The sequence below is a fragment of the Legionella norrlandica genome (assembly GCF_000770585.1).
GTDB classification, from domain to species: Bacteria; Pseudomonadota; Gammaproteobacteria; order Legionellales; family Legionellaceae; genus Legionella; species Legionella norrlandica.
Genome location: NZ_JNCF01000005.1, coordinates 14,559 through 37,816 on the forward strand (window position 1 = coordinate 14,559; position 23,258 = coordinate 37,816).

The window sequence follows — 23,258 nt, forward strand, 5'->3', positions numbered from 1 at the left end:
ATAGTTAATTTTATTTAACTACATCAATCAGGCAACAGAAATAATTTCCATACAATTGGTGCCACCTGGGGTGCCAATTGTACTCCCACGCGTTAATAAAACATAACCCTTCTTTGTAAGGTATCCGGCATTGACTAATTCATTTAAAATTTGCTGATTTAATTTCTCTAAATCGAATTGATGGAAATCAATGTATATTGGGAAAACATTATTTACTAAACTTAAACGGCCAATAGTGCGCTTATTGGCTGAGATTGCAAAAATAGGAACAGTGCTGTGCTGCCGTGATATCCACACGGCAGTATCGCCAGATTCTGTTAGGGTAATAATGGCTTGGATTGGAAAATGATTGGCGGCATGCATAGTTGCCATAGCTATTGCTTGATCAGCACGGTGGTAATGACAAGTTTCATGATCGGTGTGATAAAAAAAGCTGGCATGCTTTTCAGCACTTAAACAAATTTTATTGACCATGGTAATGACTTTCACTGGAAACAGACCGCTTGCTGTTTCAGCAGAAAGCATAACAGCATCAGTTCCATCTAGAATGGCATTAGCAACGTCAGAAACTTCAGCGCGAGTGGGTTGAGGGTTACTTATCATAGATTCCATCATTTGTGTGGCAGTAATGACTACCTTATCTAATAATCGAGTTTGTTCTATGATGTGTTTTTGAATGGCTGGAACTTCTGCTGCTCCAACTTCAACTCCCAAATCTCCTCTGGCCACCATTATAGCATCGGCTTCTCGAATAATGTCAGTTAAATGCTCCAAAGCTTCCATGCGTTCAATTTTAGCAATAATAGGAGTTATTTTTGCTCCATATTCTTTCATTAAGGCACGGGTATGTCGAATATCTTCAGCATCTTTGACAAATGACAAACTGATGTAATCAACTTCTGCTTCAATTGCTGTTCGTAGATCGTTTTTATCTTTTTCAGTTAAAGTTCTGGCAGCTAGGCCACCACCTTTGCGATTTAGGCCCTTCAAATCGGTTAATACTCCACCCTCCAAGACCTTACAATGGATTTTCGATTCTGAAATTTGTGTGACTTTTAATTCAATTAATCCGTCATTAATCAAAAGATGATCACCAATGTTTAGCTCTTTGGCTAGGTTGGGATAGGCTACCGAAACCCCATTAATGTCTCCAAGGACATCCTGTGCTATACAATCCAGTGTAAAACTTTGGCCATCCACCAAAGTTATGGAACGATTTTTAAAACGACCAATCCTTATCTTTGGTCCTTGTAAATCAGCCATCACTGCAATGGGATGATTTAGTTCCCCTGCAATTTGACGAACGAGAGTAATGAGTTTGAGAGCAGAAGAATCAGCATGTGAGAAGTTAATTCGCACTACATTGACACCGGCAGCCAGCAAAGAACGCAGGGTTTCAGGTTCTTTACTAGCTGGGCCTAATGTGGCAACAATTTTAGTTCGTCTTAGCATGCTTTGCGCGCTCCTGCAAAATAGCAACAGCAGGCAAGGTTTTTCCTTCCAGACACTCTAGAAATGCCCCACCTCCTGTGGAAATATAGGAAATTTGTTGATTTAAATCGTAAAGATCTACAGCAGCTAAGGTATCACCACCACCAGCAATGGAGAAGGCATCACTTTCTGCAATTGCTATGGCCAGAGCTCTCGTTCCATAAGCGAATTGTGGGAATTCAAAAACACCAACTGGCCCATTCCATATAATGGTATTCGCTTCGTTAATGATGTCAACGTAATCGCTTATTGTGTCTGGTCCAATGTCGAGAATCATGTCGTCCTCTGCAACATTGACAAGAGATTTATTAAAAGCGGGGCATGTTTCACTAAAAGTTTTGCCTACTACCACATCAGTGGGCAATGGAATTCGACAGCCTTTTTCCTTTGCTAAAATAAGGATATTACGCGCTTCATCTAATAAATCAGGTTCGTAAAGCGATACACCAATTTCAAATCCCTGGGCTTTTAAGAAAGTATTAGCAATGCCTCCCCCGGGAATAAGAAAATCTACCATTCCTACTAATTGCTTTAACAAGCTTAGTTTAGAAGATACTTTTGCTCCGCCCACAACAGCGACAATAGGACTTTTAGGCTCTTTGAGCACTTGGTCTAACGCTTCAAGTTCCCGAACTAACAAGGGGCCAGCCACCGCAATCGGAGCATATTGAGCAACACCGTAAGTAGACGCTTGCGCTCTGTGTGCTGTGCCGAAGGCGTCCATTACAAACACATCACAGAGACTAGCCAATTTTCTAGCTAAAGTCTCATCGTTGTTTTTTTCACCTGGATTGAATCGAACATTTTCACAGAGGACTAATTCTCCTGATTTTACATCTATACCATTCAGGTAGTTGTTGACAAATCGAACAGGATATTCCAAATTTTTCTTTAAATAATCAGCAACAGGTTCGAGAGAGAATTTTTTTTCATACCTGCCTTCCTCGGGGCGACCAAGGTGAGAGAGTACGATAACTGCTGCTCCACTATCCAAAGCTAATTTGATAGTGGGCAGGGCAGCTTGTAATCTCTGATCACTGGTTATTATGCCTCTTTGATCGGGACGTTTAAATCCTCACGAATTAGAACTCTTTTTCCAGACAGGTCAATGTCGCTCATTTTTATTAAGTTCATTGGTTATCCCTTAGCAGTTCATCATTTGGTGCGCTGTATCAACCATTCGGTTAGAGAAACCCCATTCGTTGTCATACCAGGCTACTATTTTGACTAAATTGCCTATGACTTTAGTTTGAGTAGTATCGAAAATAGCAGAGGCAGGGTTGTGATTAAAGTCACAAGAAACCAAAGGATCTTCATTAATTTGTAGAATTCGGCTTTTAGCCTTGCGCATTACGTCATTGATTTCTTCGGCAGATGTTTCGCGTTTTGCCTGGAAAGTTAAATCAACAACTGATACGTTTAGAACAGGAACTCGCATAGCGAATCCATCTAACTTCCCGGCCAGCTCGGGTAAAACCAAGCCAACGGCAGCTGCAGCACCAGTTTTGGTAGGAATTATTGATTGAGTTGCAGAGCGAGCACGGCGCAAGTCTTTATGGCTGCCATCCAAAAGCATTTGATCTTTTGTATAAGCATGAACGGTATTCACTAGGCCTGATTCTATACCTATAGCGTCATGTAACACTTTGACAACAGGGGCAAGACAGTTTGTCGTACAGGAGGCATTGGATACAATGATATCAGAGGATTTAATAACCGAGTGATTAACCCCGTATACTACTGTAGTATCGACTCCTTTGGCTGGAGCAGAAATCAATACTTTTTTAGCACCAGCAGTAATATGACCCATTGCGGTTTCTCTATTAGTAAAGAAACCAGTGCATTCAAAGACGATATCTATATCGAGTTGTTTCCATGGCAGTTTTGCTGGTTCTCGTTCAGCAATAACTTGAATGCTTTGCCCATCAATAATAAGCATATTGCCTTCTATACTGACGTCGGAACTAAAGTGACCATGAGTTGAATCGTGGCGAGTTAGATGAGCGGTAACGTCAATACCAGATAAATCATTAATTGCAACGATTTGAAACTCATTTTGTCTATTATATTCAAAAATCGATCTTAAAATGCAACGACCAATGCGGCCATAGCCATTAATCGCGACTCGTATTGTCATACTACTTCTCCGAGTTGAAGGTACCCTTTATACTCAGACGAACTGAGCATGCTCCTTTGAAAATTCAAAAGGAACGGGGTTACACAATTGTTTGTTTGGTTAATGTATCCAGGGTATTAATAATTTTTTCTACAGTAATTCCAAGGTAATTAAAGGCATCTGCAGCCGGAGCCGATACCCCAAAAGAATCGAGCCCAATCACAGCACCTTCCAGGCCGACGAATTGGTACCAATAAGCGCTACTGGCCGCTTCTATAGCAACACGTATACGAGCGTCATTAGGTAATACTTGCTTTTTATAAGTATCACTTTGGGAAAGGAAGCGTTCAGCACAAGGCATAGATACCACTCTAACTTTAAGACCTTTCGATTTCACCTGTTCTGCTGCTGCAATAGCCAGTTGAACTTCAGAACCGGTAGATATCAAGATAGCATCTGGTTTTCCATCACAATCCGCAATAATGTATCCCCCTTTCTTTATTAATTCAGCAGCATTGGGGGTATGGTTCAGAGCTGGTAAATTTTGTCTTGAGAGTAATAAAGCAGACGGTCCACTATGATGCTCTAATGATTGTTGCCATGCAACAGCGGTTTCCATTAAATCGGCTGGACGCCAGACAGTCATACCAGGTGTCATTCTTAACATAGCGATATGTTCGACAGGTTGGTGAGTAGGTCCATCCTCTCCTAAACCAATAGAATCATGAGTCAGTACATATATCACGCGTTGCTTCATCAAAGCACTTAAGCGTACTGCGTTTCTTGCATAATCAGTAAAAACAAGGAAAGTTCCTCCATAGGGGATAAATCCTCCATGGACGGCAAGGCCATTCATAATGGCAGCCATTGCAAATTCTCTAACTCCATAATAAAGATAATTGCCAGAAAAATTATGGGCGGTGATGGCTTTGCTGCCCGACCAGTCGGTGTTATTAGAGCCGGTCAAATCAGCTGAACCACCTAGCATTTCAGGGAGTAAAGCCGCAAAAAATTCGATACATTGTTGTGATGCTTTGCGAGTTGCAATGGCTTTATCATTTTGGAGACATTTGCTTAGAAATTCACTACATATTTCTTGCCAATCGTCAGGCAAATCACCATTAGCGCGACGTAAAAACTCCTCATGATCTAATGGAAATTGTCGTTTATATTCATGGAGTGCCAGAAGCCATTGTTGCTCTTCTTTTTCTCCTTGGTCTACATGATTCCATTGCTCATAGATAGAGTCAGGAATTACAAAAGGCTCATATTTCCAATTAAAGAACTCACGGACCGAATTGATATCACTAGAACTCAATGGGGAGCCATGTGCTTTTTCGCTCCCGGCTACAGAGGCCCCTAATCCTATGATAGTCTTACAGATAATTAATGTGGGCTGAGTGGTATTGTCTCGGGCTTTTATGATTGCTTGCTCTACTTGCTCCGTATCATGCCCATCGATCGGACCTATGACTTGCCAGTTATACGCTTTGAAGCGTGAAGCAGTATCATCCGTGAACCAGGATTCCACTCTACCATCAATAGAGATGCCATTGTCATCATAAAATACAATAAGTTTCCCTAAACCAAGCGTCCCTGCTAATGAGCAGGCCTCATGAGAAATGCCCTCCATTAAGCAGCCATCTCCAGCAAAGGTATAAGTGTAGTGATCGATTATCTTAAAATTGTCATGATTGAACGTACTGGCAAGGATTTTTTCTGCGAGTGCCATCCTACCGAATTTGCCAAACCTTGTCCTAATGGACCTGTAGTCGTTTCAACACCAGGAGTATGACCATACTCAGGATGGCCTGGTGTTTTAGAGTTTAGTTGCCGAAAATTTTTAAGTTCACTGATGTCTAAATTATACCCGGTCAGATGTAATAAAGAGTAAAGCAGCATGGAACCATGGCCATTCGATAATACAAAACGGTCTCTATTATACCAATGAGGATTTTTAGGATTATATTTTAGGAATTTTTTCCATAAAACAGTTGCAATATCAGCCATGCCTAAAGGCATGCCCGGATGACCAGATTGAGCTTGATTTACTGCATCTATGCTTAAGATGCGCACTGCATTGGCTAATTCTCTAAAACTATTCATGCTTACTCTTCGGCATTTAACTGAGGCACTATTGTCGCTCAGAAGGCATAAATCAGCAAGAAGACCATTCATTTTTAGTTGAATATAGTGTTAATATTAGTGCAGAATGTAAATTAATATTTACCTGTTGTCCATTTTTTGACATAATTTGCCAACTGTATCATCTCTAATAAGATAATAAAGAAAAATTGATTGATAAAATGCAATAAAAAAGTGATATATAAACTATTTATACCAAAAAATCATGACACCAATTATTAGTCATTTATTGAAAATTTTTCCAGAGCTTTCTTCACATGTGAATGCTGATTCTGGAAATTGGACATTTATCGAGAGAATAAAACAGCTGGGCCCTGATTTTTATAGTAAAGTAGCTCGTCTTCACCCTGTTTTAAACATGGAATACAGCATACTATGCCAGCAATTAAGACATAACTTGTCTTCTTCTTATCCTGCTCATCAAGAGCAAGTTAAGGAACAGCTCATTGATGCGCTCCAACTGGCTGAACTTTTGGAATACACTTATCTTCATTATATAGTTGTTCCACGTGAAGTCGTACGTTTGAGTAGACATAAGGCAATATATAAAGAGCTGCTAACGCAATTGGCGGGATACTCTTTTGCCTCCGATGAAAAAGTGGAGGCAGTAGCGGCTGGTTTATCTATAACCCAAGAAATTCGCAATAAAACAGCTTTGGCAAATTGGTTTAGAATTTTCTTAAGCAGAAGCAAGCGGGTGATTAATCTTTTAGATAGTGTAGTCATCAGCTCCGAAGTATTTAGAGATTTAATCTCGGTCCTCGATAAATACACCAATCCCTTTTTTGCCTATCTTGGGTGGTGTTTTTTTGTTCCAAGGTTATCTACAAATCTTGCTTTACTCATAAAACATACCATCCTTGGCCACAAATGGGAGAAAAGGAAAAATCACTGGATTGGTATGTTCGCTTTTATGTTCATTTGCAACGACGTTGGTTTGAGCTTGGAAATGATGGTGTTTGGTTTGCAGCCGGCATTTTGGGTTGCTTTGTGTTAGTTGGGGCATTGGCCCCTTTCTCTATTTATTTATCTTTATTTGCTTTTGCATTTGATGTATTCAATGTGAGCTTACGGGCATACATTGAACTTAGTAGATTATATCACTTGCAAGAAGAATATACGGAAATGTTAAAAACAGAAGAAAATCCAGAGAAAAGGAGAGCAATAAGAGAACATCAGGACTATATTAATCATAGAATAAAGTTCGAGATTTTACGCTCTTCATTAGCTATTGGAGGGGCGCTTGCTGTGTTGTTAGCCATGTCTTTCGCTATACCTGCTTTAGCCTTGGCAAATCCTGCCCTGCCATTGATTGGAGCTATCTTTTTAATGGCCCTATGGGGTGTGACCTTTTATTTAACAAAAAGGCTTGAAAAAAATAAACCTGTTGATGATATTGAAAAGCCTGCTTCTGAAGCCATTAAAAAACTAGGTTTTTTTGCCTCAAAAAATGATAAAAAAGGAAAAATTAATATTCCCGAAGAGCAAGAAACAGAGTGTTTGGATATTGAATTAACTACAGCCTCTTTTGCTTTTAATTAGGAATTGACAATTGTTAATGATTAATAATTCCGTATTTTTCTGATGTAGGTTAGTATTAAATGACGTGCCCCAATTCCACTACTTAATTATTACTAAACGATATTCACTTATGTGAACTAAAGTATAGAGACTGAATCAATAGAATGTTATGCTTTCAAAAATTGTATGATTGAAAGGTATAATATGTCTGCTACTGTTGGATTGCCAAGATTTAGCCATATTGAAATTGAAAATTTCAAATCTCATCTGGATATTTTATTAAAAAATCATTTAAAAGAAATCGATAAGCTTCTTGAAGAAAATCATCATTATACTTGGGATAATTTAATTTATCCTTTGGATAGTTTGGCCGATGAACTCGTACGCTTTTGGTCGCCTTTTGCCCATCTGCATGCGGTAATGGACTCTCAAGCTTTGCGTGAATCTTATGACGCATGTTTACCTTTGCTTTCAGCTTATGATGCGGCGATTGGACATAATCAGAGATTATATGAAGCGATTAAATCTATAGATCAGGAATCATTGAATTCAGCGCAGAAAAAAATTATTAACGATAACCTGCGCGATTTTGAGTTATCTGGTGTTGCCTTATCAAAGGCAGATAAACAACGCTTTGAGGTCATTCAATCAAGATTAGCTGAATTATCCAGCAAATTTGAAAACAATGTATTAGATGCTACTCATGCTTATACCATTCATGTGACTGATGCAAAACGCTTAAAAGGCGTACCAGAACATGCTTTAAATACAGCCAAAGAATTAGCGACTGAAAAAGAGCTCGATGGGTTTGTTTTAACTCTCGAATATCCTTGCTTTCAGGCGGTAATTACTCATGCTGAAGACAGAGCTTTGCGCGAAGAAATATATCAGGCTTATATCACCCGAGCCTCCGATCAAGGGCCTAATGCGGGAACATTTGATAACACTCATCTAATTGATGAAATTCTCTTTTTACGTCATGAGAAAGCTCAGCTTTTAGAGTTCAATAATTTTGCAGAGTTATCCTTGGCTACCAAGATGGCAGAGTCAACATATCAAGTCATTGATTTTATGACAGATTTAGTGAAGAGAGCTCGCGGAAAAGGAGAAAGTGAGTTTGAGCATTTGAAAGAGTTTGCAGCTAATAAATTTAACTTAGATTCTGTAAAACCATGGGATGTTGCTTATCTTTCTGAAAAAAGAAGACAAAATTTGTATTCATTATCTCAAGAAGAATTACGGCCTTATTTTCCTCAGCCTAAAGTGATGCAAGGATTATTTGCCATTGTCAATAAACTGTTTGGCATGAGTATTGAAGAAATTGAGGGGGTGGATGTTTGGCATAAAGACGTTCAGTGTTACTGTGTCGTTGATGAAACTAATCAAGTTCGTGGTTACATTTATACTGATTTATTTGCCAGACCCCACAAACGCAATGGCGCTTGGATGGACTCAATGCAAAGTCGAAGAAGACTGGAAGATGAGACTATCCAGTTACCTATTGCTACTTTAACCTGTAACTTTGCAAAGCCTTCAGCAAACAGACCAGCCATGCTTTCTCATGATGAGGTTGTAACTCTGTTTCATGAGTTCGGTCATTGTTTACATCATGTTTTGACCCAAGTAGATTATCTTGGTGGCTCAGGTATCAATGGAGTGGAATGGGATGCTGTTGAATTGCCAAGCCAGTTTTTTGAAAATTGGTGTTGGGATGAACAGGCATTAAATTTACTTACTTCCCACGTAGATACAGGAGAAACTTTACCTTCTTCTTTATTTGAGCGTCTAATTACCGCCAAAAATTTTCAATCGGCTATGGCTATGTTAAGGCAAATGGAATTTGCTTTATTTGATTTTCGCATCCACCACGAATATCAGGTGGATAAAATATCGTTTGTTGCAGATATTCTAGCTGATGTTCGTTCCAAAACTAGTGTGATACCGATTGTATCTTACAATCGTTTTCAACATAGCTTCTCTCATATTTTTGGAGGCGGTTATGCGGCTGGCTATTACAGCTACATGTGGGCAGAAGTATTATCCAGTGATGCTTTTGCTCGATTTGAAGAAGAAGGTGTGTTTAACCCCCAAACTGGCCATGAATTTTTAAAATCCATCTTGGAGGTAGGTGGCTCCAAGAAAGCTGCCGAGGCTTTTGTTGAATTCAGGGGCAGGCCAGCGACTATTGATGCTTTGCTCAGACATAACGGGATTGTGTAAAAATAACAGCTCTGTGTGAGGAGATTTTGATTACATACCCGCATTTTATGTTATAATTAAGATGTACCAATCGGGGGCGACCTGGCTTCGACGTGGGTTGCAAAACCGGAAGTGCATGCCGAGAATGAGATCTCTCGTAAATAAGACTCAATTAAATATAAATGCAAACGATGAAAACTTTGCTGGTGGTGAAGCTATCGCTGCCTAATAAGCACGATTAGATAAACCCCAATCGTGTACTGGCCAAAAACCCAGTATCCCGTTGACCGAGCTCGCTTATCGGTATCGAATCAACGGTCATAGAAGATAAGCTAGTACTTTAATCTATCCTGGGTTATGGTGCGAAATTTAGGGAATCGCTGTGTATCATCCTGCCCGTCGGAGGAGCCACAGTTAAATTTAATAGACAAGGCTAAGCATGTAGAGCTAAAGGCAGAGGACTTGCGGACGCGGTTCGATTCCCGCCGCCTCCACCAATTATCAAAACCATTTCTGACCACCAAAGACCATCATAAACCCTTGTAAATCAAGGGATTAAGTTTAGTTTTCTCACTATTTAAGTTGTCTTTTGTGGTTTCCTGTTGGCTCAAAAATCACCCAAAATATGCCCAAAATTTTTGGAAAAGTACCCAATATCTGCCCAAAAAAATGGAGTATTATTTAGACGAGTAAAAGCCCTTAGTAATCACCTTTTCCTGTTCAAAAATGCGCGACTGGATCAGTGTTTTGTTATCATATCTATTGGTAGATTCTTTAAAAAACCTTATTTTTAGGTAACAATGGTACTTTAATACTAGTGTTTTGAAAAAAACCATGAATAAGGTGCATAAATAAATGGGCTGCTGCACATGCTCTTCACATAAAGAACCAATGCCAAAGCTATGGCATAATCCCAAAGTCATTACAGCAACTATAGCTGGTTTATTATTAACTGTTGGTTTTGTAGGCTCATATTTGGCATTACCAATGATTATCGCTAATGGGTTTTACATAGGCGCAGTATTAATTGGCGGATATTATTTCGCTCGCGAAGCAATAGACGAATTTATCAAAGAATATGAAATCGGTATTGAATTCTTGATGTCTCTTGCTGCCATTGTTGCCGGTGTCATGGGACAATGGGCGGAAGCAGCAACATTGGTATTTTTGTATTCTATTTCTGAAGCTGCGGAAGGTTATTCCGGTGAAAGAGCGCGACATGCTATCCGAGCATTGATGGATCTTGCCCCAAAAACAGCATTGGTCCGGCGAAATAATACTGAATTTCGAATACCCATAGAAGAAATTCATATTGGAGATGAATTCATTGTTCTTCCTGGTGAAAGTCTTGCCACAGATGGAGAAGTCATTTCAGGACATTCTAGTGTTAATCAAGCACCTATTACGGGTGAGTCAATTCCAGTAGAAAAAACTATAGGGAGTAAAGTTTTTTCTGCAACTATAAACGGTGAAGGAACTCTTACTGTTCGTGCAACCAAAAAATTTGCTGATAATACATTATCTCATATCATATTTCTTGTCGAAAAAGCACAAGACAAAAAGGGGCGTAGTCAACGTTTTATAGAACGTTTTGGTAACCTATATAGTCCATTTATCCTTTTGGTGGGAATACTCATAGCTACTTTACCACCTCTATTTGGGCAACCTTGGCAAGAGTGGGTGATTCGTGCCACAGTATTTATTGTTGCTGCAGCACCATGTGCCCTAGTGATTTCTATACCCATTACACTTGTAGCTGCTCTTGGCACAGCAAGTCGAAATGGAATATTACTAAAAGGTGGCTTATATTTGGAGCAACTAGTGAAGATAAAGGTTATTGCACTAGATAAAACAGGAACATTAACACAAGGTAAACCGAAGGTTACTGATATCATTCCATTGAATAACCATACTCGGAACCAAATTTTAAATGCAGCAGCAACTCTTGAATCGCGTTCCCAGCATCCCATGGCCCAAGCCATTTTGCAACAAGCCAATGAAGAAAATATTCAATATAATCCTGTTGAACAGTTTAAGTCATTAACTGGTTCAGGTGTACTTGGTTTTATCAATGGGGAAAAATTCTACATAGGCAATCCAAAATTATTTATTGATATGGGCCTATTGATAGAAACATTAACACAGGAAATAAATAAATTACAGGCCGCTGGAAAGACAGTCGTATTATTAGGAACTGATAAGGAAATCCTCGGTTTAATTGCAATTGCTGATCCTCTAAGACCAACAGCCAGGCAGATGGTGTCTAACTTAAAATCGATGGGTATTGAACGTGTGGTTATGCTCACAGGAGATAATTTGATAACTGCCTCCTCAATTGGCGAACAAGCGGGTGTTGATGAAGTATTTTCTGATTTATCACCAGAAGATAAGACACGAAAAATTGAAGAGTTAGAAAGACGTTATGGTAAGGTAATGATGGTTGGTGATGGAGTAAATGATGCTCCAGCACTTGCAGCAGCTCATGTAGGAGTTGCTATGGGAGCTGTCGGAACCGATGTTGCATTAGAAACTGCGGATGTAGCCTTAATGGGTGATAATTTATTAAAATTACCTTATCTTATCGCATTTAGTCGTCGAACCTGGAATATAATTTTACAAAACTTGGGACTTTCTATAATTGTAATTAGCTCTCTTGTTGTCGGTGCAATAACAGGTTATTTCACGTTGCCGATAGCAGTTTTAGCTCATGAAATCAGTGAGCTTATTGTTATTGCAAGTGGTCTTCGTATGTTAAAGTCTTAGCCTTAGATGAGTAATTATAATGCGTTTAATACTCTCTCAAGTCGCTTCCTGACTTCACTAGCGATATGATTAATTTCAGGATTGCTGACCAATTCTAATACCGCTTTCGGATCCATGAATTCAATATACACTATGCCTGTATTATCTTGGCGTACAACCACATTACAGGGTAGAAGCAAACCAATAGATGGTTCTTTTTCTAAAGCATGATGAGCAAATTGGGGATTGCATGCGCCAAGAATTTGATAGGGAGGCATATCCTGATTTAACTTTTTTTTCAGGGTTGCTGACACATCAATATTTGTAAGAACTCCAAATCCCTCTTTTTGTAGTTCTTCAGTAACCTTTTTAATTGCATCATCAAATGAATACAGTGTCTTTTTTCCAAAACCATATTTTCTATTATCCATCTTTTATCCATCAAAAATTAATATGCAACAAACCAGATATTTCGTCATAAATAATCTTTAGTACTCAGAATAACATATGATTGGAAGTTGTAGTCAATCATCCCTGTTGAAAACAGTAAATAGTTGCTTTAATGGAAGAGATTAAGGATAAGTATGGGTATAACCTTAATATTTCACGTTATATCAGTAGCGTAAAACCTAAAGAAGAGATTGATCTATAGACAGTGCATGCTGAGCTGGTAAAGCGTGAAGGAAAAATTGATGTTGCGTTTGATAGGTATAATGCCTTTTTGAAAGAGCTTGAACTGCCTTTGCTGCTAAAATCTGGAAGCATAAAGCAATTCCTTCATGTTAGTGTGAGATTTTTAGTACCAATCAAGTAACTTAGCCAACTCAACATACGTCTAACTAACTATGAATTAAGCTATTGAAATATAAAATAATATGATAATTTTGACCTACTCTCTCAGTCCTCGAATCAGACTAACCCCAGAACCGATAATCCTACCTTGTATTTCTTTGGGACCAACATGAATATCTGCCCAGTCATGATTTAGGGCTACTAACTCATATTCCTCATTAGCTTTAGAGGCTGATAATTGCTTATATTTTCGAATTAAAACCTCCTTATTATTTTCAAGCAAGGCCACCACAAAGCTGCCTGGCCTGGGTATAATATCAGGATCAACTACCAGCACGTCATTCACACGTATCTCAGGTGACATGCTTGCATCCATCATTTTCAGTGCAAATGCATCATCACTTAATTCAGGTAATAACATAGAACTTACAGAAATAAATACAACTTCTGTATTTGCGTCCTTCTCATTAATCTTATCGGTATGCAATTTAGCCTCACAAGCCTGCTGATAGTCTAAAAGAGGAATTAGTCGGCTTGGATTTATTGTTTCTTTAAATTGTTTTTCATCTGACAAACACATCAAATAAGCAGGTGAAACATCTAGCGTTTGAGCAAGTAACTTAATTTCTTCCGGTCCGGGAGTCCGAACACCCTGTTCCCAATTGGTTAGACGTGTTTGTTTCAATCCCCCAGCAAGCTCGCCAAGAGCCTTTAACGTCAAGCCTTTAGCTTTTCGTGCTTCAAGAATACGTTTGCCAATTTCCTTTTTGATATTCAGTTCAGTCAAGGTTACCCCTAAAAAGTGAGAATTAACTGTTGAAATATCACTTTATGTGATATAAATTAGCTTATAATTTCACATTTCGTGAATAAAGATCTTTTATTTTTATAAAGATATCACATTATGGAAATAAAAACGAGGATGAGTAGGGATATTACCCATGATGGATTTTGTGATTAATGGTGATGAGTTAGAGGCAATGTGTGGGTTACCCCATATCCAGCAACTGACTTATTTAAGAGGGATACGACCTTATATGGACGTTAAAACCGGAATAGTGGGAATCAAAAGGCGCATCAGTCATCAGTCGATTTCTGAACAGCTTTATGTTGAACCACATCAAGGCATAAAAAGCCAGGGTTTTTCGCGTGATCAGGTTCGGCGTGCTGTTTCAGGATTAGTTCGTGCAGGTTTAATCGAAGTGCAATCCGAAGGGATGCATTTGATTTTAAAATGCCTTTTGGCTTCACCGCATTATTCTGTCCAAAATAAAGCCGCCATAAATCCGCCACAGAAAGCCACCATAAAGCCGCGCGGGGAAATCCTTGAGAATATGGGGTTATCCGAGGTTGAGGCACTAAAAGCCGACACAGTGGAATGCCCAAAAGCCGCCATACCTCATAAAGATAATTATTATATTTATTTATTATCGCAATTCGAAAAATTCTGGTCGCTTTATCCTGAGAAAAAATCAAAGAACAATGCACAAGCCGTATTTGAAGAGCTTAAGCCCAATGATGAGCTGTGCCACACCATCATCAACGCATTGAACGCGCAAATAAGTCATCGTGAAACCATGAAGCTACAAGGCACATGGGTGCCACCTTGGAAATACCCAGCGAATTGGCTTGCTCAACGTTGCTGGGAGGATGAATTACCTACGGATGCATTACAGGAGAAACACCATGCAGAACATACAAAAAATACTCGTAAACGTCACGCCACAGAAGACCTGTTCTGCCCACCCTGTGATGTCGAAGACCGAGAGCACAACAATGTCATCCAGCTCCAAAGATACCTTCAAAGCTGAGAGACGTATTGATTTGCTGTTCTCCAAGTTTGCAGCCTTTTATGGCCATGTTTGGAGAAGTCAGTTTAAGGATGAAGTGTTTTTGAAATTTGCCAAAAAAGAATGGCAAGAAGCATTAGCGGATTTTACCGATGTGGTACTGACCAAGGCGATTTTAAATTGCCGTGAGTTTTATGAGTTACCGCCTACGCTGCCGCAAATGTTGTATTGCTGCAGACAAATTAGGAAACAAGAGTCTTTTTATGTGGTTAAGGATGTGTATGAACCTGCAAACAAAGCTGTTGTGAGTTCCTGTTTGCAGAAGTGCAAGGAACTTTTAGCAAAATAACCGGAGAACACCATGTTGGTTTTAACACGAAAAGCAGGACAACAGATTTTAATTGGTAAGGGCTTAATTCAAATGAAAGTGCTCAAGGTCGATGATGACATCATCAGCATTGGCATTAAAGCACCCCAGCATATTGATATTGACCGCGAAGAGATTTATTTGAAAAAACTCCAACAGGAGCAGGCTGAATCTTCCATGCAAAAGGTGGCGCCATGAGTATATTAAAACGATGGAGCCAATCCCTTGGCAACCTCTATTTAATAGCAGTTTGCACTTTGCTGCCAACGCTGTCACATGCCCAATCAATAGAAAGCATCATCAACAGAACCATCAATTACCTTCAGGGTGGGCTTGCCAGAACCGTGGGCGTTTTTTGCATCATCATTGCAGGTTACCTGTGTTTGGCACGTCAAAAATTTCCTAAAGAATATTTTGTGATGATTCTTGTAGGATGGGGATCATTTTTGGCGGCTCTTCCCTGTATTCAACACTCATTGGATAGGAGATTCTTGTGAGCGATTTGGAAATAAGCCCCATATTTAATGCGCTAACCCGTCCGGCAATGACGGCTGGGGTGACCTTTGAATACCACATGTTAAACCTCATTGTCTCGATGTGCGCATTTATTGGGTTCTCTCCACTGTACGGGCTGATTTTTATTCCACTGCATGTTTTTGGATGGCTAGTGTGTCGATACGACACCCATTTTTTTACCATCTGCGCAAAGCGTTTCTTATTGCCAGAAGCTCCCAATACATCACTATGGAGGGTTCGCGCTTATGAACCTTTCTAAGACATTGAAGCACGTTTATCAGGAAGCAAAAGTGTCTGATTTGTTTCCCGTAACGCATCTTAATAGCCCCAGCATTTTTGAATCGCAATCAGGCTTGGTGGGATCGGTGATTAAGGTGGATGGTGCGGCTTTTGAAATCGAAGAAGCCGATACCCTAAATCACCAACGCTTCTTGCTCCATCAGGCATTAGTGAGTTTGGATTCGCGTTTCATTATTTATGTGACCACACACCGACAAAAAATATCATGCCCTTTGATTGGGGAATTTAAGCAAGGGTTTGCCAAAGATCTGGATGAGCGTTACCAACAACGCTTTAAAGATAAAAACCTGTATAAAAATACCCTGTATATTACCGTTGTGCTTAAAGGAGATGACACGAGCAAAACAGGCTCTTGGTTGCAGTGGGCAAAAAGCCTCTCGATTAAGGGCAATAGTGAGTTGTCCGAACACCATAGGGAACAAAACATCCAAACCTTAAATCGTGTAGTTGAGCAATTGCAAACGAACCTAACCCCTTTTGGGGCAACGATACTTGGCAAGCAGGATGAGGCATTAGGTTTTAGCGAACTGCTTCAGTTCCTTGGGTTGGTCGTGAATGCAGGCCAAACAACGTCATTTAAACACCCTGTGTACAGCCCTCCAATAGCCAACTCGATTCCTCATACATTCAAACAAGAAACCAAATACCCTGAAGGGCACCTCGGCCAATATTTAAGTAGTTGTCAGCTTTTATTTGGGGAGTGCATCCAGTTTCAGGGCAATACTCAAAAGGATTGCGTGTTTGGTGCGATGCTGTCACTCAAAAAATATCCCACCAACACTGCCAGCATCCTCTTGGATTCGATGTTATCGCTGGATTGTGAATTTATTGCTACACACACTTTTGCCCCCATTGGTCGTGACAGTGCCTTGGATATGATTTCTAAAAAACGCTCCAAGCTCTTAAGTGCGGAGGACAAGGCATTAAGCCAAACCACTGCATTAAGCGATTTGGAAGACGGTGTTGCCAGTGAAACCCTGTTGCTGGGCACACATCATCACACGGTGATGTTATTGGCTCCAAACAAATCACTATTGGATGCAGCCATATTGGAAGCCACCAAACGCTATGGCTCTGCTGGAATTGTTGTGGTGAAAGAAACCCTGGGACAAGAGCCAGCCTTCTGGAGCCAATTACCATGCAACCAGCATTTTATAACGCGAGCATCCCTGATTACCTCTCAAAACTTTGTGGACTTTTGCCCATTACATAACACCCAAACGGGCTTTTCCAATGAGAACTTTTTAGGTGGCGCGGTTACGCTTCTGGAAACCCCATCAAAAACACCAGTCTATTTTAACTACCATGCACGAGGCTCTAAAACCAACCCCTCCAAAGGACATGCTGCCATTTTCGGAGGAAATAACGCAGGAAAAACCACACTGGTGAATTTCCTTGATGCACAAATGGGGCGTTTTGGTGGAAGAAGTTTTTTCATTGATAGGGATGAGTCCTCCAAAATTTACATTTTAGCTTCCGGTAACAGCTCTTACATCAAAATAGAGCCATCAAACCCAATAGCCATGAATCCTTTGCAACTTCCAGACACATCAGAAAATCGCTCCTTTCTTAAATCATGGTTTGCAACCTTGGTGCAAGAAGAAAGCGAACGTGTTATCCCAAGCCACATTGCTGAAATCATCAATGATTGTATCGATTACAGCTTTGAGCAACTTGCACCGGAGTTCAGAACGCTAAGTCACTTGAGCCAATTTCTACCTGTTGATTTTCCACGTTGGCCACATTTAAAAAGATGGTTAAAACGTAATGATTCCAGAATTGATGGCGAATTTCATTGGTTGTTTGACAACCAGCACGATGCCTTAAATCTTGATTTTGACAAGGTGGGCTTTGATGTGACATACCTGATGGATCAAGTACAAAGCGTCATCGCAACACCAGTTTATTTGTATTTGCTGCATCGTATGCGCCAATGCCTCGATGGTCGGTTAACCTCTTTTATTATCGCCGAAGCATGGCAGCTCTTTGCCTCACCTTTTTGGGAAAAAGCACTTCGGGAATGGCTGCCTACGATTCGAAAGAAAAACGGGCATTTTATTTTTGATACCAATCCCCAAAAACGATTACTGATTCCCCTATTAAACACATTGTTCTGGATAACCTGGCCACCTTGATTGCCTTTCCTAATCCGCTCGCAGACAGGGAAACCTACATGGAGCATTTAAAGCTGCGTGAGGCACAATTTGAGGCGATTAAAGAAAACACACCCGAATCACGCATTTTTCTTTATAAACAAGACCACGACGCCTTTTTATGCAAACTGGATTTAAGCGGTTTAAGCCAATACATCAGGGTACTTTCTGCCAATACTAAATCGGTTAAATTGCTGGATGACATCATGCAAGAGGTCGGTCATGACCCAGAACTTTGGCTTCCTGTCTTTTATGAAAGGAGCAAAAAATGAAAAGAGCAGCCTGTTTCTTAATTGCAGCAATGGGTATCAGCAGCGCCAGTCATGCGGATATTTTAGGGGTCGAAGATGCGCAGTTGATTGTATTAGCGATGAAACAATTAGGTGAGCTCAAAGAGCAATACCGAGTTTTATCCGATACCTACCAAACAGCGAAAAACCAACTTGATAACCTGAATCAACTTAAATCCATGAACTCTGGACATTATGGATTTGGAGATTTTAATAATAGTCTCGATTCATTACAAAGCTGGCAATCCCCTGTAAGCACTTGGCAGGATGCATTGCAAAACCTCTCTGGTGGCAATCAACAACGATATCAAGCACTCATGGAGGCTTACGAAAAGAACCATCCCGCACTGGATGAAAACAGTTATGCGCGTTTCACTACTCCTGCCAATGCCGCTCGCTTTAAAGAAGATAAGGCCGTCAATCGTGCGGTGATGGTGCAAACCACCGAAAGCTATAACGAAATCAACAAGCATATGGAGGCGCTTCATAAGCTCTCGCAACAAATTGAAAAAACACCCAACACCAAGGGAGCTATTGATTTAAATTCCCGCCTCATTACCGAAATCGGGTTTATTCAATTAATGAGCTTAAGACTTCAGGCGTTAATCAGCCAGCAAGCAGCACAGGAAAATTTATCTGCGCTCCAAGACAGAGCTGAAATGGCAAAGTTCAATCGATTACCCAAGTGACAAGGAGTAACCACATGAAATGGCTTTTGAGTGTATTGATGATTGCATTACTGAGCGGCTGTTCAAAGCTCCCTGATTTGGATTCTCCCTGCCATCACTTTGGGCAGTATTGCCCTCAGTATCCCATTAACGATGAACCCATTATGGAACTCACAAAATGAACACACTCATAAAAGGTCTAATGGTTGGTGTAATGGCTGTAACAATTAGCGCGTGTCATCACGAAAACCCGTTAAAAACACAACCTGCCAAGGCCAGTGTTACGTTTTTGATTAACGCCTCGGCCAATGCTGAAAAGCGATTGGAGTTTGCTATTCACAAGGATGCTTATGGCTTTGCCTATCTGGAATGTATGGAAGGCAAGCAAAGTCCAGAAATCCATTGTGATGCGCTGTATCAAGGCATGATTACTTTTGCCAAAGAGGGGCATTATGTGGGCTTCCAAAGGATAACGCAGGCTGATTTAACCGAGCAAAAAGTGTTTGAATCACTGGCTGATGAATATGCCGAAACAGCAGCCACCAGCTTTCCTCATTTTGTTTCGGGAAGTTAAATCATGAATACACTACAGTTTGACAATTTCATCATACAGCTTGCAGGTGAAGTCGATAAGCTTACCAATCATTTTGTTTTTGATGGCTATACGGCTCTTGCAACACTGCTTAAAGCCCCTTTGGGAGCAATGATTATTCTTTACATCATTTTGAAAGGCTATGGAATTGCTTTGGGTGTTATCGAACGACCTCAGCATGAATTGTTTCGATTCAGTATGCGGGCGGGACTTATTTACATGATGGCCATGAATTGGGATCTGTTTTCATCCTACATGCGCGATCTGTTTGTATCGGGTAGTGAGTCCATTGCCACCCGATTAATGCAGGCGGTTCACAAATACCCATCAGGCGGTTCAATCAATCAGGGGTTACAAAACGTATTGAATGAAATTCTCAATCTGGGTTCGGACTTATTTGATGCGGGATCGCTCAGAAAACTCACGCCCTATTTTGCGGGCATGATGGTGTTTTTATCGGGAAGCGTCACGATAGGTCTTGCCTTTATTGAAATCGTCATCGCCAAGTTGATGTTGGCTGTGACCTTGTGCACGGCGCCCTTGTTCATTCTGTTTACGCTTTTTGACCAAACCAAATCCTTTTTTGACCGATGGCTTGGGGTGCTGGCCGGATTTGCCTTTGTGCTTATTTTTGTGTCCAGCGTGGTGGGGCTTTGCATTCACTTATTGCATTGGGTGACTTATGCCTTTTTAGGCAATACGGATGAACTAACTGCAGCCATTTGGGTACCAATTTTTATCGTGGCCTGTTTATGTGTCATGGGCATCACACAAGTTGTTGCTATTGGAAAAAGTATTGGTGGTTCGGTGTGCACTTCGGCTGGCTCTGCCATGGTGGGAGGCTTTATTGGCGGAGGCTTAGGGGCATGGGGATTTTCCAAGTCCTCCGTTCAAAAGCCAATAAATACTCTGCGCCAAGGATTAGGCAACGCATCGCGCCTGATGGAAAAGGGCAAACAACTGGGGGAAGCCAGCCACCATGTATTCAAGCAACTGCATAAAAACCTGCGAAAAGGAGCATCATGAGTAAAACCAATTTGAACGATTACTTTAAGCGCGCGCGAAGTTGGGCAGACGACCAGTTTGGCCGAATCGAACAATCCAGAAACCGCTACCAAGCCGCATTTTTCTCAGCCATGGGCTTGAATGTTGTAGCTCTCATCGTAATAGGTATGCTCGCGCATTATCAAACCGTAGTGCCGATGCTGGTTCATCATTACGACAATGGGGTGATCACTGTTGAACCGATAGAGAATAAAGTCACTCCAATCAATCGCGCACAGGTTGAAAGTGACATCGCTCGTTACATTCAATACCGTGAGTCCTATGATGCCTCAAGCTATCGCGCTCAATTTGAAATGGTGCACCTGTTATCCAATAGCACAGTTGTCAAAGAATATTTGCAGGAGCAAGATGCTGCAAATACTGCCTCACCCATTCATGCCTTGGGGAATCATATCAAGCGAGAGGTTCGCATTTACAGCATTAACTTCCTTGATTCCGTCTTGGCGAATGAAAAAGACCTTCATAAAGACCACCACGCATTGGCAGAAGTGGTATTCAGTTTGATTGATACCGACAAAACCAGCGGAAAAACCACCTCTACGCATTACAACGCCATGATTTCATGGCGATACACCAATCCCCCGGATTCCCCTGAAACCCGCTGGAAAAACTGGGATGGATTTGAAGTCACGCGCTACTCAAGGCAAACCCGTTTAATGGAGGCTCAAGCATGAAAAAAATACTGTTGAGTGCGGCAGTCCTGCTCTTGTCATTAGGCACCTATGCCCAAAATAACCCAACGTCCTTACCAACCGACACCCGAATCAAGAAAGTGGTTTATCGGGAAAACGATGTGATTCCAGTGCACGGCATTCCCTTTACCACCACGCAAATTCAATTTGCGAAGCAAGAGCGGGTTCTTGATATTGAAGGCGGCGACACCACCGCATGGATGGTGACCTATCATCCACAACTGGAAAATATGATTTTTATAAAACCCACAATGTTTGATTCCAAAACTAATATGACGGTGATTACTAATCAACGCGCCTACTATTTTAGCCTGACCAGCGCTAAAAAACTGGAGCAGGAGCCAGGTAAAAAAGCCTATGCCTTGAAATTTGAATACCCCCAACCACAACCCGTTCACACAAAAAATACGACTCCCAATAAAACGGTGCATCCAAAAGTGGTCAACACCGCTTATCGGTTTAGTGGCAGCCCGCAGCTTGTCCCTCGCCATGTATTTGATGACGGGAAGTTCACCTATTTTGAGCTAAGTAGCCAGGGCAGCGTTCCAGCGATTTTTGCGGTGGATGATCAAAGCGGAAAGGAATCAACCGTTAATACAAGGCGCGAAGGGAAATACATTGTTGTACAGCGTTTAGCTCCGCAATTTACTTTAAGACAAGGTGGCCTTACCGCTTCTGTTTTTAATACACCGGAAATCAATCGCATCAGAGCCAACAGGAGGCCAAAATGAGTATGGATGATAAAAAGCGAGAGGATACTTTGGGCAATCGAACTCAGGTTGCCAAAAATCCAAAACACACAGCAATCAAAGACAAGTTATTGCTCGCAGGCGTTGTGGTGATTTGTATTGTCATCGCGATTGGTGGCTTGCTGCCTAAGCGAAAAGCAAACGCCATGAATGAACCCGATGAAAAACAAAGTTTAAGCATGGCCTTAAACCAAAATCTGGAGTTGATTGCAGCCCTTAAGGAGAAAAATGCCAAAGCGCAGTCGGGTTATAAAGGCGGCGACCCAAGGCGTCCCCCCTTACTAAAAACCATGCAAACCCAAACGGTCAGCAAGGAAACTCTAGCCCGAATGAATGCTCCTTCCACCTTTTTTAATTCAGGAAGTAACGAGGTGGTAAGTCAAGCAACAGGCGGCGAAGTTCAAGCCAGCAAAACCCTGACAGGCCGTGATGGAAATTCCGAGTTTTTGAATCAGCAAAATGATATTACATCGGTTTCTGCAAAACGATTACCGCATCCGGCCATGACCGTACCTGCAGGAGAAATGATTCCAGCAACGCTCGAAACCGCCATTAATTCGGAGTTGGCGGGTATGGTACGAGCAATTACAACACGGGATATCTTTGCCTTGGAAGGCAGTAAATTACTAATCCCCAAAGGCTCCACGCTAGTCGGACAATTTAATACCGCAATTACCCAAGGCCAAAGCCGAATCTTTGTCGTATGGAATCGTTTGCAGATGACCAATGGCGTGATTGTGACCCTAAATAGTCCCAGCAGTGACCCAATAGGTCGTTCAGGACAAGCGGCTGATTACATTGACCGCCATTTCTTTGAGCGTTTCGGAACCGGTGCGTTGTTGTCTGTTTTAGGTGCCTATACAGCAACCGGTGGCGTTAATGGTCAGGATGAGTATAACTCCAGGTCACAATACCGCATGAACATTGCGAGCAGTTTCCAGCAGGCAGCCAATCAAACGCTCCAGCAAGACATGCAAACACGCCCGACTTTGCAAATCAATCAGGGAGCTGCCATTAATGTCTTTGTAGCCCACGATCTTGATTTCTACCGTGTGGCTGGGAGGGCATAA

At 41.1% G+C, this 23,258-nt stretch carries 22 protein-coding genes, 1 other RNA gene and 2 pseudogenes; 19 read left to right on the forward strand and 6 right to left on the reverse strand.

Features of this window, described 5'->3' with window-relative positions; translation table 11 throughout:
* Positions 1–27: 27 nt before the first annotated feature.
* The 4 genes and pseudogenes from pyk to tkt all read right to left on the reverse strand — a co-directional run bounded on the left by pyk (position 28) and on the right by tkt (position 5,785).
* Entirely contained in the window at positions 28–1,452 is a 1,425-nt protein-coding gene (pyk, locus tag OK13_RS02060) for a pyruvate kinase (protein WP_035887176.1), read from the reverse strand.
* A pseudogene (locus OK13_RS02065) lies at positions 1,436–2,625 on the reverse strand (phosphoglycerate kinase). The gene pyk and the pseudogene OK13_RS02065 overlap by 17 nt, the downstream one beginning before the upstream one ends.
* 10 nt (positions 2,626–2,635) lie before the next feature.
* Positions 2,636–3,628, reverse strand: coding sequence for a type I glyceraldehyde-3-phosphate dehydrogenase (gap, locus tag OK13_RS02070; protein WP_035887178.1), 993 nt, complete (start codon positions 3,626–3,628; stop codon positions 2,636–2,638).
* A 79-nt stretch (positions 3,629–3,707) separates the two neighbouring features.
* A pseudogene (gene tkt / locus OK13_RS02075) lies at positions 3,708–5,785 on the reverse strand (transketolase).
* A gap of 172 nt (positions 5,786–5,957) precedes the next feature.
* Here tkt and OK13_RS15005 point away from each other — a divergent pair.
* From OK13_RS15005 to OK13_RS02090, 5 genes are all read left to right on the forward strand, one after another.
* The gene (locus OK13_RS15005; protein WP_241480343.1) at positions 5,958–6,749 is read left to right on the forward strand and encodes a hypothetical protein; all 792 of its coding nucleotides are present in this window, start codon (positions 5,958–5,960) and stop codon (positions 6,747–6,749) included.
* Entirely contained in the window at positions 6,743–7,294 is a 552-nt protein-coding gene (locus tag OK13_RS15010) for a hypothetical protein (RefSeq protein WP_241480345.1), read from the forward strand. Before OK13_RS15005 ends, OK13_RS15010 begins: the two co-directional genes overlap by 7 nt.
* Before the next feature lie 183 nt (positions 7,295–7,477).
* Complete coding sequence (locus tag OK13_RS02085) at positions 7,478–9,493, forward strand: M3 family metallopeptidase (RefSeq protein WP_035887179.1); 2,016 nt, start codon at positions 7,478–7,480, stop codon at positions 9,491–9,493.
* A 72-nt stretch (positions 9,494–9,565) separates the two neighbouring features.
* Positions 9,566–9,969, forward strand: a transfer-messenger RNA (tmRNA) gene (ssrA, locus tag OK13_RS14030).
* A gap of 358 nt (positions 9,970–10,327) precedes the next feature.
* Positions 10,328–12,235 (forward strand): heavy metal translocating P-type ATPase, encoded by a 1,908-nt coding sequence (locus OK13_RS02090; protein WP_035887180.1) that lies wholly within the window; start codon positions 10,328–10,330, stop codon positions 12,233–12,235.
* Between the two features lie 14 nt (positions 12,236–12,249).
* Here OK13_RS02090 and OK13_RS02095 read toward each other — a convergent pair whose 3' ends face one another.
* Positions 12,250–12,645 (reverse strand): DUF302 domain-containing protein, encoded by a 396-nt coding sequence (locus OK13_RS02095; RefSeq protein WP_014843086.1) that lies wholly within the window; start codon positions 12,643–12,645, stop codon positions 12,250–12,252.
* 458 nt (positions 12,646–13,103) lie between these two features.
* Positions 13,104–13,793 carry a helix-turn-helix domain-containing protein gene (locus OK13_RS02100; protein ID WP_014843087.1) on the reverse strand — a complete coding sequence of 230 codons (690 nt, stop codon included), beginning with the start codon at positions 13,791–13,793 and terminating at the stop codon, positions 13,104–13,106.
* Between the two features lie 154 nt (positions 13,794–13,947).
* Between OK13_RS02100 and OK13_RS02105 the strand changes: the two genes are divergently transcribed.
* Genes OK13_RS02105 through OK13_RS02160 form a run of 14 tightly spaced genes read left to right on the forward strand, consistent with a single transcriptional unit; the run spans position 13,948 to position 23,258 of the window.
* Positions 13,948–14,817 (forward strand): hypothetical protein, encoded by an 870-nt coding sequence (locus OK13_RS02105; RefSeq protein ID WP_035887186.1) that lies wholly within the window; start codon positions 13,948–13,950, stop codon positions 14,815–14,817.
* On the forward strand, positions 14,783–15,145 hold the full coding sequence (locus OK13_RS02110) for a hypothetical protein (protein ID WP_052117521.1): 363 nt from the start codon (positions 14,783–14,785) through the stop codon (positions 15,143–15,145). The genes OK13_RS02105 and OK13_RS02110 overlap by 35 nt, the downstream gene beginning before the upstream one ends.
* Positions 15,146–15,157: 12 nt before the next feature.
* Complete coding sequence (locus tag OK13_RS02115; RefSeq protein WP_010946989.1) at positions 15,158–15,361, forward strand: carbon storage regulator; 204 nt, start codon at positions 15,158–15,160, stop codon at positions 15,359–15,361.
* On the forward strand, positions 15,358–15,660 hold the full coding sequence (locus OK13_RS02120) for a TrbC/VirB2 family protein (protein WP_241480346.1): 303 nt from the start codon (positions 15,358–15,360) through the stop codon (positions 15,658–15,660). Before OK13_RS02115 ends, OK13_RS02120 begins: the two co-directional genes overlap by 4 nt.
* Positions 15,657–15,938 carry a VirB3 family type IV secretion system protein gene (locus tag OK13_RS02125; RefSeq protein ID WP_011214430.1) on the forward strand — a complete coding sequence of 94 codons (282 nt, stop codon included), beginning with the start codon at positions 15,657–15,659 and terminating at the stop codon, positions 15,936–15,938. Before OK13_RS02120 ends, OK13_RS02125 begins: the two co-directional genes overlap by 4 nt.
* Positions 15,925–18,114: a VirB4 family type IV secretion/conjugal transfer ATPase gene (locus tag OK13_RS02130; RefSeq protein WP_241480348.1), complete on the forward strand. Its 2,190-nt coding sequence runs from the start codon at positions 15,925–15,927 to the stop codon at positions 18,112–18,114. The genes OK13_RS02125 and OK13_RS02130 overlap by 14 nt, the downstream gene beginning before the upstream one ends.
* A gap of 38 nt (positions 18,115–18,152) precedes the next feature.
* Entirely contained in the window at positions 18,153–18,404 is a 252-nt protein-coding gene (locus OK13_RS15015; RefSeq protein ID WP_241480349.1) for a hypothetical protein, read from the forward strand.
* Positions 18,401–19,111, forward strand: a complete 711-nt coding sequence (locus OK13_RS02135) for a TrbJ/VirB5 family protein (protein ID WP_035887197.1) — start codon at positions 18,401–18,403, stop codon at positions 19,109–19,111. Before OK13_RS15015 ends, OK13_RS02135 begins: the two co-directional genes overlap by 4 nt.
* A 14-nt stretch (positions 19,112–19,125) precedes the next feature.
* The gene (gene lvhB7 / locus OK13_RS15710) at positions 19,126–19,272 is read left to right on the forward strand and encodes a T4SS-associated protein LvhB7 (RefSeq protein ID WP_152571539.1); all 147 of its coding nucleotides are present in this window, start codon (positions 19,126–19,128) and stop codon (positions 19,270–19,272) included.
* Positions 19,269–19,664 (forward strand): T4SS-associated protein LvrD, encoded by a 396-nt coding sequence (gene lvrD, locus OK13_RS02140; protein ID WP_035887200.1) that lies wholly within the window; start codon positions 19,269–19,271, stop codon positions 19,662–19,664. Before lvhB7 ends, lvrD begins: the two co-directional genes overlap by 4 nt.
* 3 nt (positions 19,665–19,667) lie before the next feature.
* The gene (locus tag OK13_RS02145; protein WP_035887204.1) at positions 19,668–20,708 is read left to right on the forward strand and encodes a TrbL/VirB6 family protein; all 1,041 of its coding nucleotides are present in this window, start codon (positions 19,668–19,670) and stop codon (positions 20,706–20,708) included.
* Entirely contained in the window at positions 20,705–21,421 is a 717-nt protein-coding gene (locus OK13_RS02150; protein ID WP_035887206.1) for a VirB8 family type IV secretion system protein, read from the forward strand. The genes OK13_RS02145 and OK13_RS02150 overlap by 4 nt, the downstream gene beginning before the upstream one ends.
* Positions 21,418–22,170, forward strand: a complete 753-nt coding sequence (virB9, locus tag OK13_RS02155; RefSeq protein ID WP_035887208.1) for a P-type conjugative transfer protein VirB9 — start codon at positions 21,418–21,420, stop codon at positions 22,168–22,170. Before OK13_RS02150 ends, virB9 begins: the two co-directional genes overlap by 4 nt.
* A complete protein-coding gene (locus OK13_RS02160) occupies positions 22,167–23,258 on the forward strand; it encodes a TraB/TrbI/VirB10 family type IV secretion system protein (protein ID WP_035887210.1) in 1,092 nt (363 codons plus the stop codon). The genes virB9 and OK13_RS02160 overlap by 4 nt, the downstream gene beginning before the upstream one ends.

Excerpts from the sequence above, each read along its gene's own strand:
- pyk (WP_035887176.1), bottom strand. The coding sequence starts at position 1,452 with ATGCTAAGACGAACTAAAATTGTTGCCACATTAGGCCCAGCTAGTAAA.
- gap (WP_035887178.1), bottom strand. The coding sequence starts at position 3,628 with ATGACAATACGAGTCGCGATTAATGGCTATGGCCGCATTGGTCGTTGC.
- OK13_RS15005 (WP_241480343.1), top strand. The coding sequence starts at position 5,958 with ATGACACCAATTATTAGTCATTTATTGAAAATTTTTCCAGAGCTTTCT.
- OK13_RS02085 (WP_035887179.1), top strand. The coding sequence starts at position 7,478 with ATGTCTGCTACTGTTGGATTGCCAAGATTTAGCCATATTGAAATTGAA.
- OK13_RS02090 (WP_035887180.1), top strand. The coding sequence starts at position 10,328 with ATGGGCTGCTGCACATGCTCTTCACATAAAGAACCAATGCCAAAGCTA.
- OK13_RS02095 (WP_014843086.1), bottom strand. The coding sequence starts at position 12,645 with ATGGATAATAGAAAATATGGTTTTGGAAAAAAGACACTGTATTCATTT.
- OK13_RS02105 (WP_035887186.1), top strand. The coding sequence starts at position 13,948 with ATGATGGATTTTGTGATTAATGGTGATGAGTTAGAGGCAATGTGTGGG.
- OK13_RS02110 (WP_052117521.1), top strand. The coding sequence starts at position 14,783 with ATGTCATCCAGCTCCAAAGATACCTTCAAAGCTGAGAGACGTATTGAT.
- OK13_RS02115 (WP_010946989.1), top strand. The coding sequence starts at position 15,158 with ATGTTGGTTTTAACACGAAAAGCAGGACAACAGATTTTAATTGGTAAG.
- OK13_RS02120 (WP_241480346.1), top strand. The coding sequence starts at position 15,358 with ATGAGTATATTAAAACGATGGAGCCAATCCCTTGGCAACCTCTATTTA.
- OK13_RS02130 (WP_241480348.1), top strand. The coding sequence starts at position 15,925 with ATGAACCTTTCTAAGACATTGAAGCACGTTTATCAGGAAGCAAAAGTG.
- OK13_RS15015 (WP_241480349.1), top strand. The coding sequence starts at position 18,153 with ATGGAGCATTTAAAGCTGCGTGAGGCACAATTTGAGGCGATTAAAGAA.
- OK13_RS02135 (WP_035887197.1), top strand. The coding sequence starts at position 18,401 with ATGAAAAGAGCAGCCTGTTTCTTAATTGCAGCAATGGGTATCAGCAGC.
- lvhB7 (WP_152571539.1), top strand. The coding sequence starts at position 19,126 with ATGAAATGGCTTTTGAGTGTATTGATGATTGCATTACTGAGCGGCTGT.
- lvrD (WP_035887200.1), top strand. The coding sequence starts at position 19,269 with ATGAACACACTCATAAAAGGTCTAATGGTTGGTGTAATGGCTGTAACA.
- OK13_RS02145 (WP_035887204.1), top strand. The coding sequence starts at position 19,668 with ATGAATACACTACAGTTTGACAATTTCATCATACAGCTTGCAGGTGAA.
- OK13_RS02150 (WP_035887206.1), top strand. The coding sequence starts at position 20,705 with ATGAGTAAAACCAATTTGAACGATTACTTTAAGCGCGCGCGAAGTTGG.
- virB9 (WP_035887208.1), top strand. The coding sequence starts at position 21,418 with ATGAAAAAAATACTGTTGAGTGCGGCAGTCCTGCTCTTGTCATTAGGC.
- OK13_RS02160 (WP_035887210.1), top strand. The coding sequence starts at position 22,167 with ATGAGTATGGATGATAAAAAGCGAGAGGATACTTTGGGCAATCGAACT.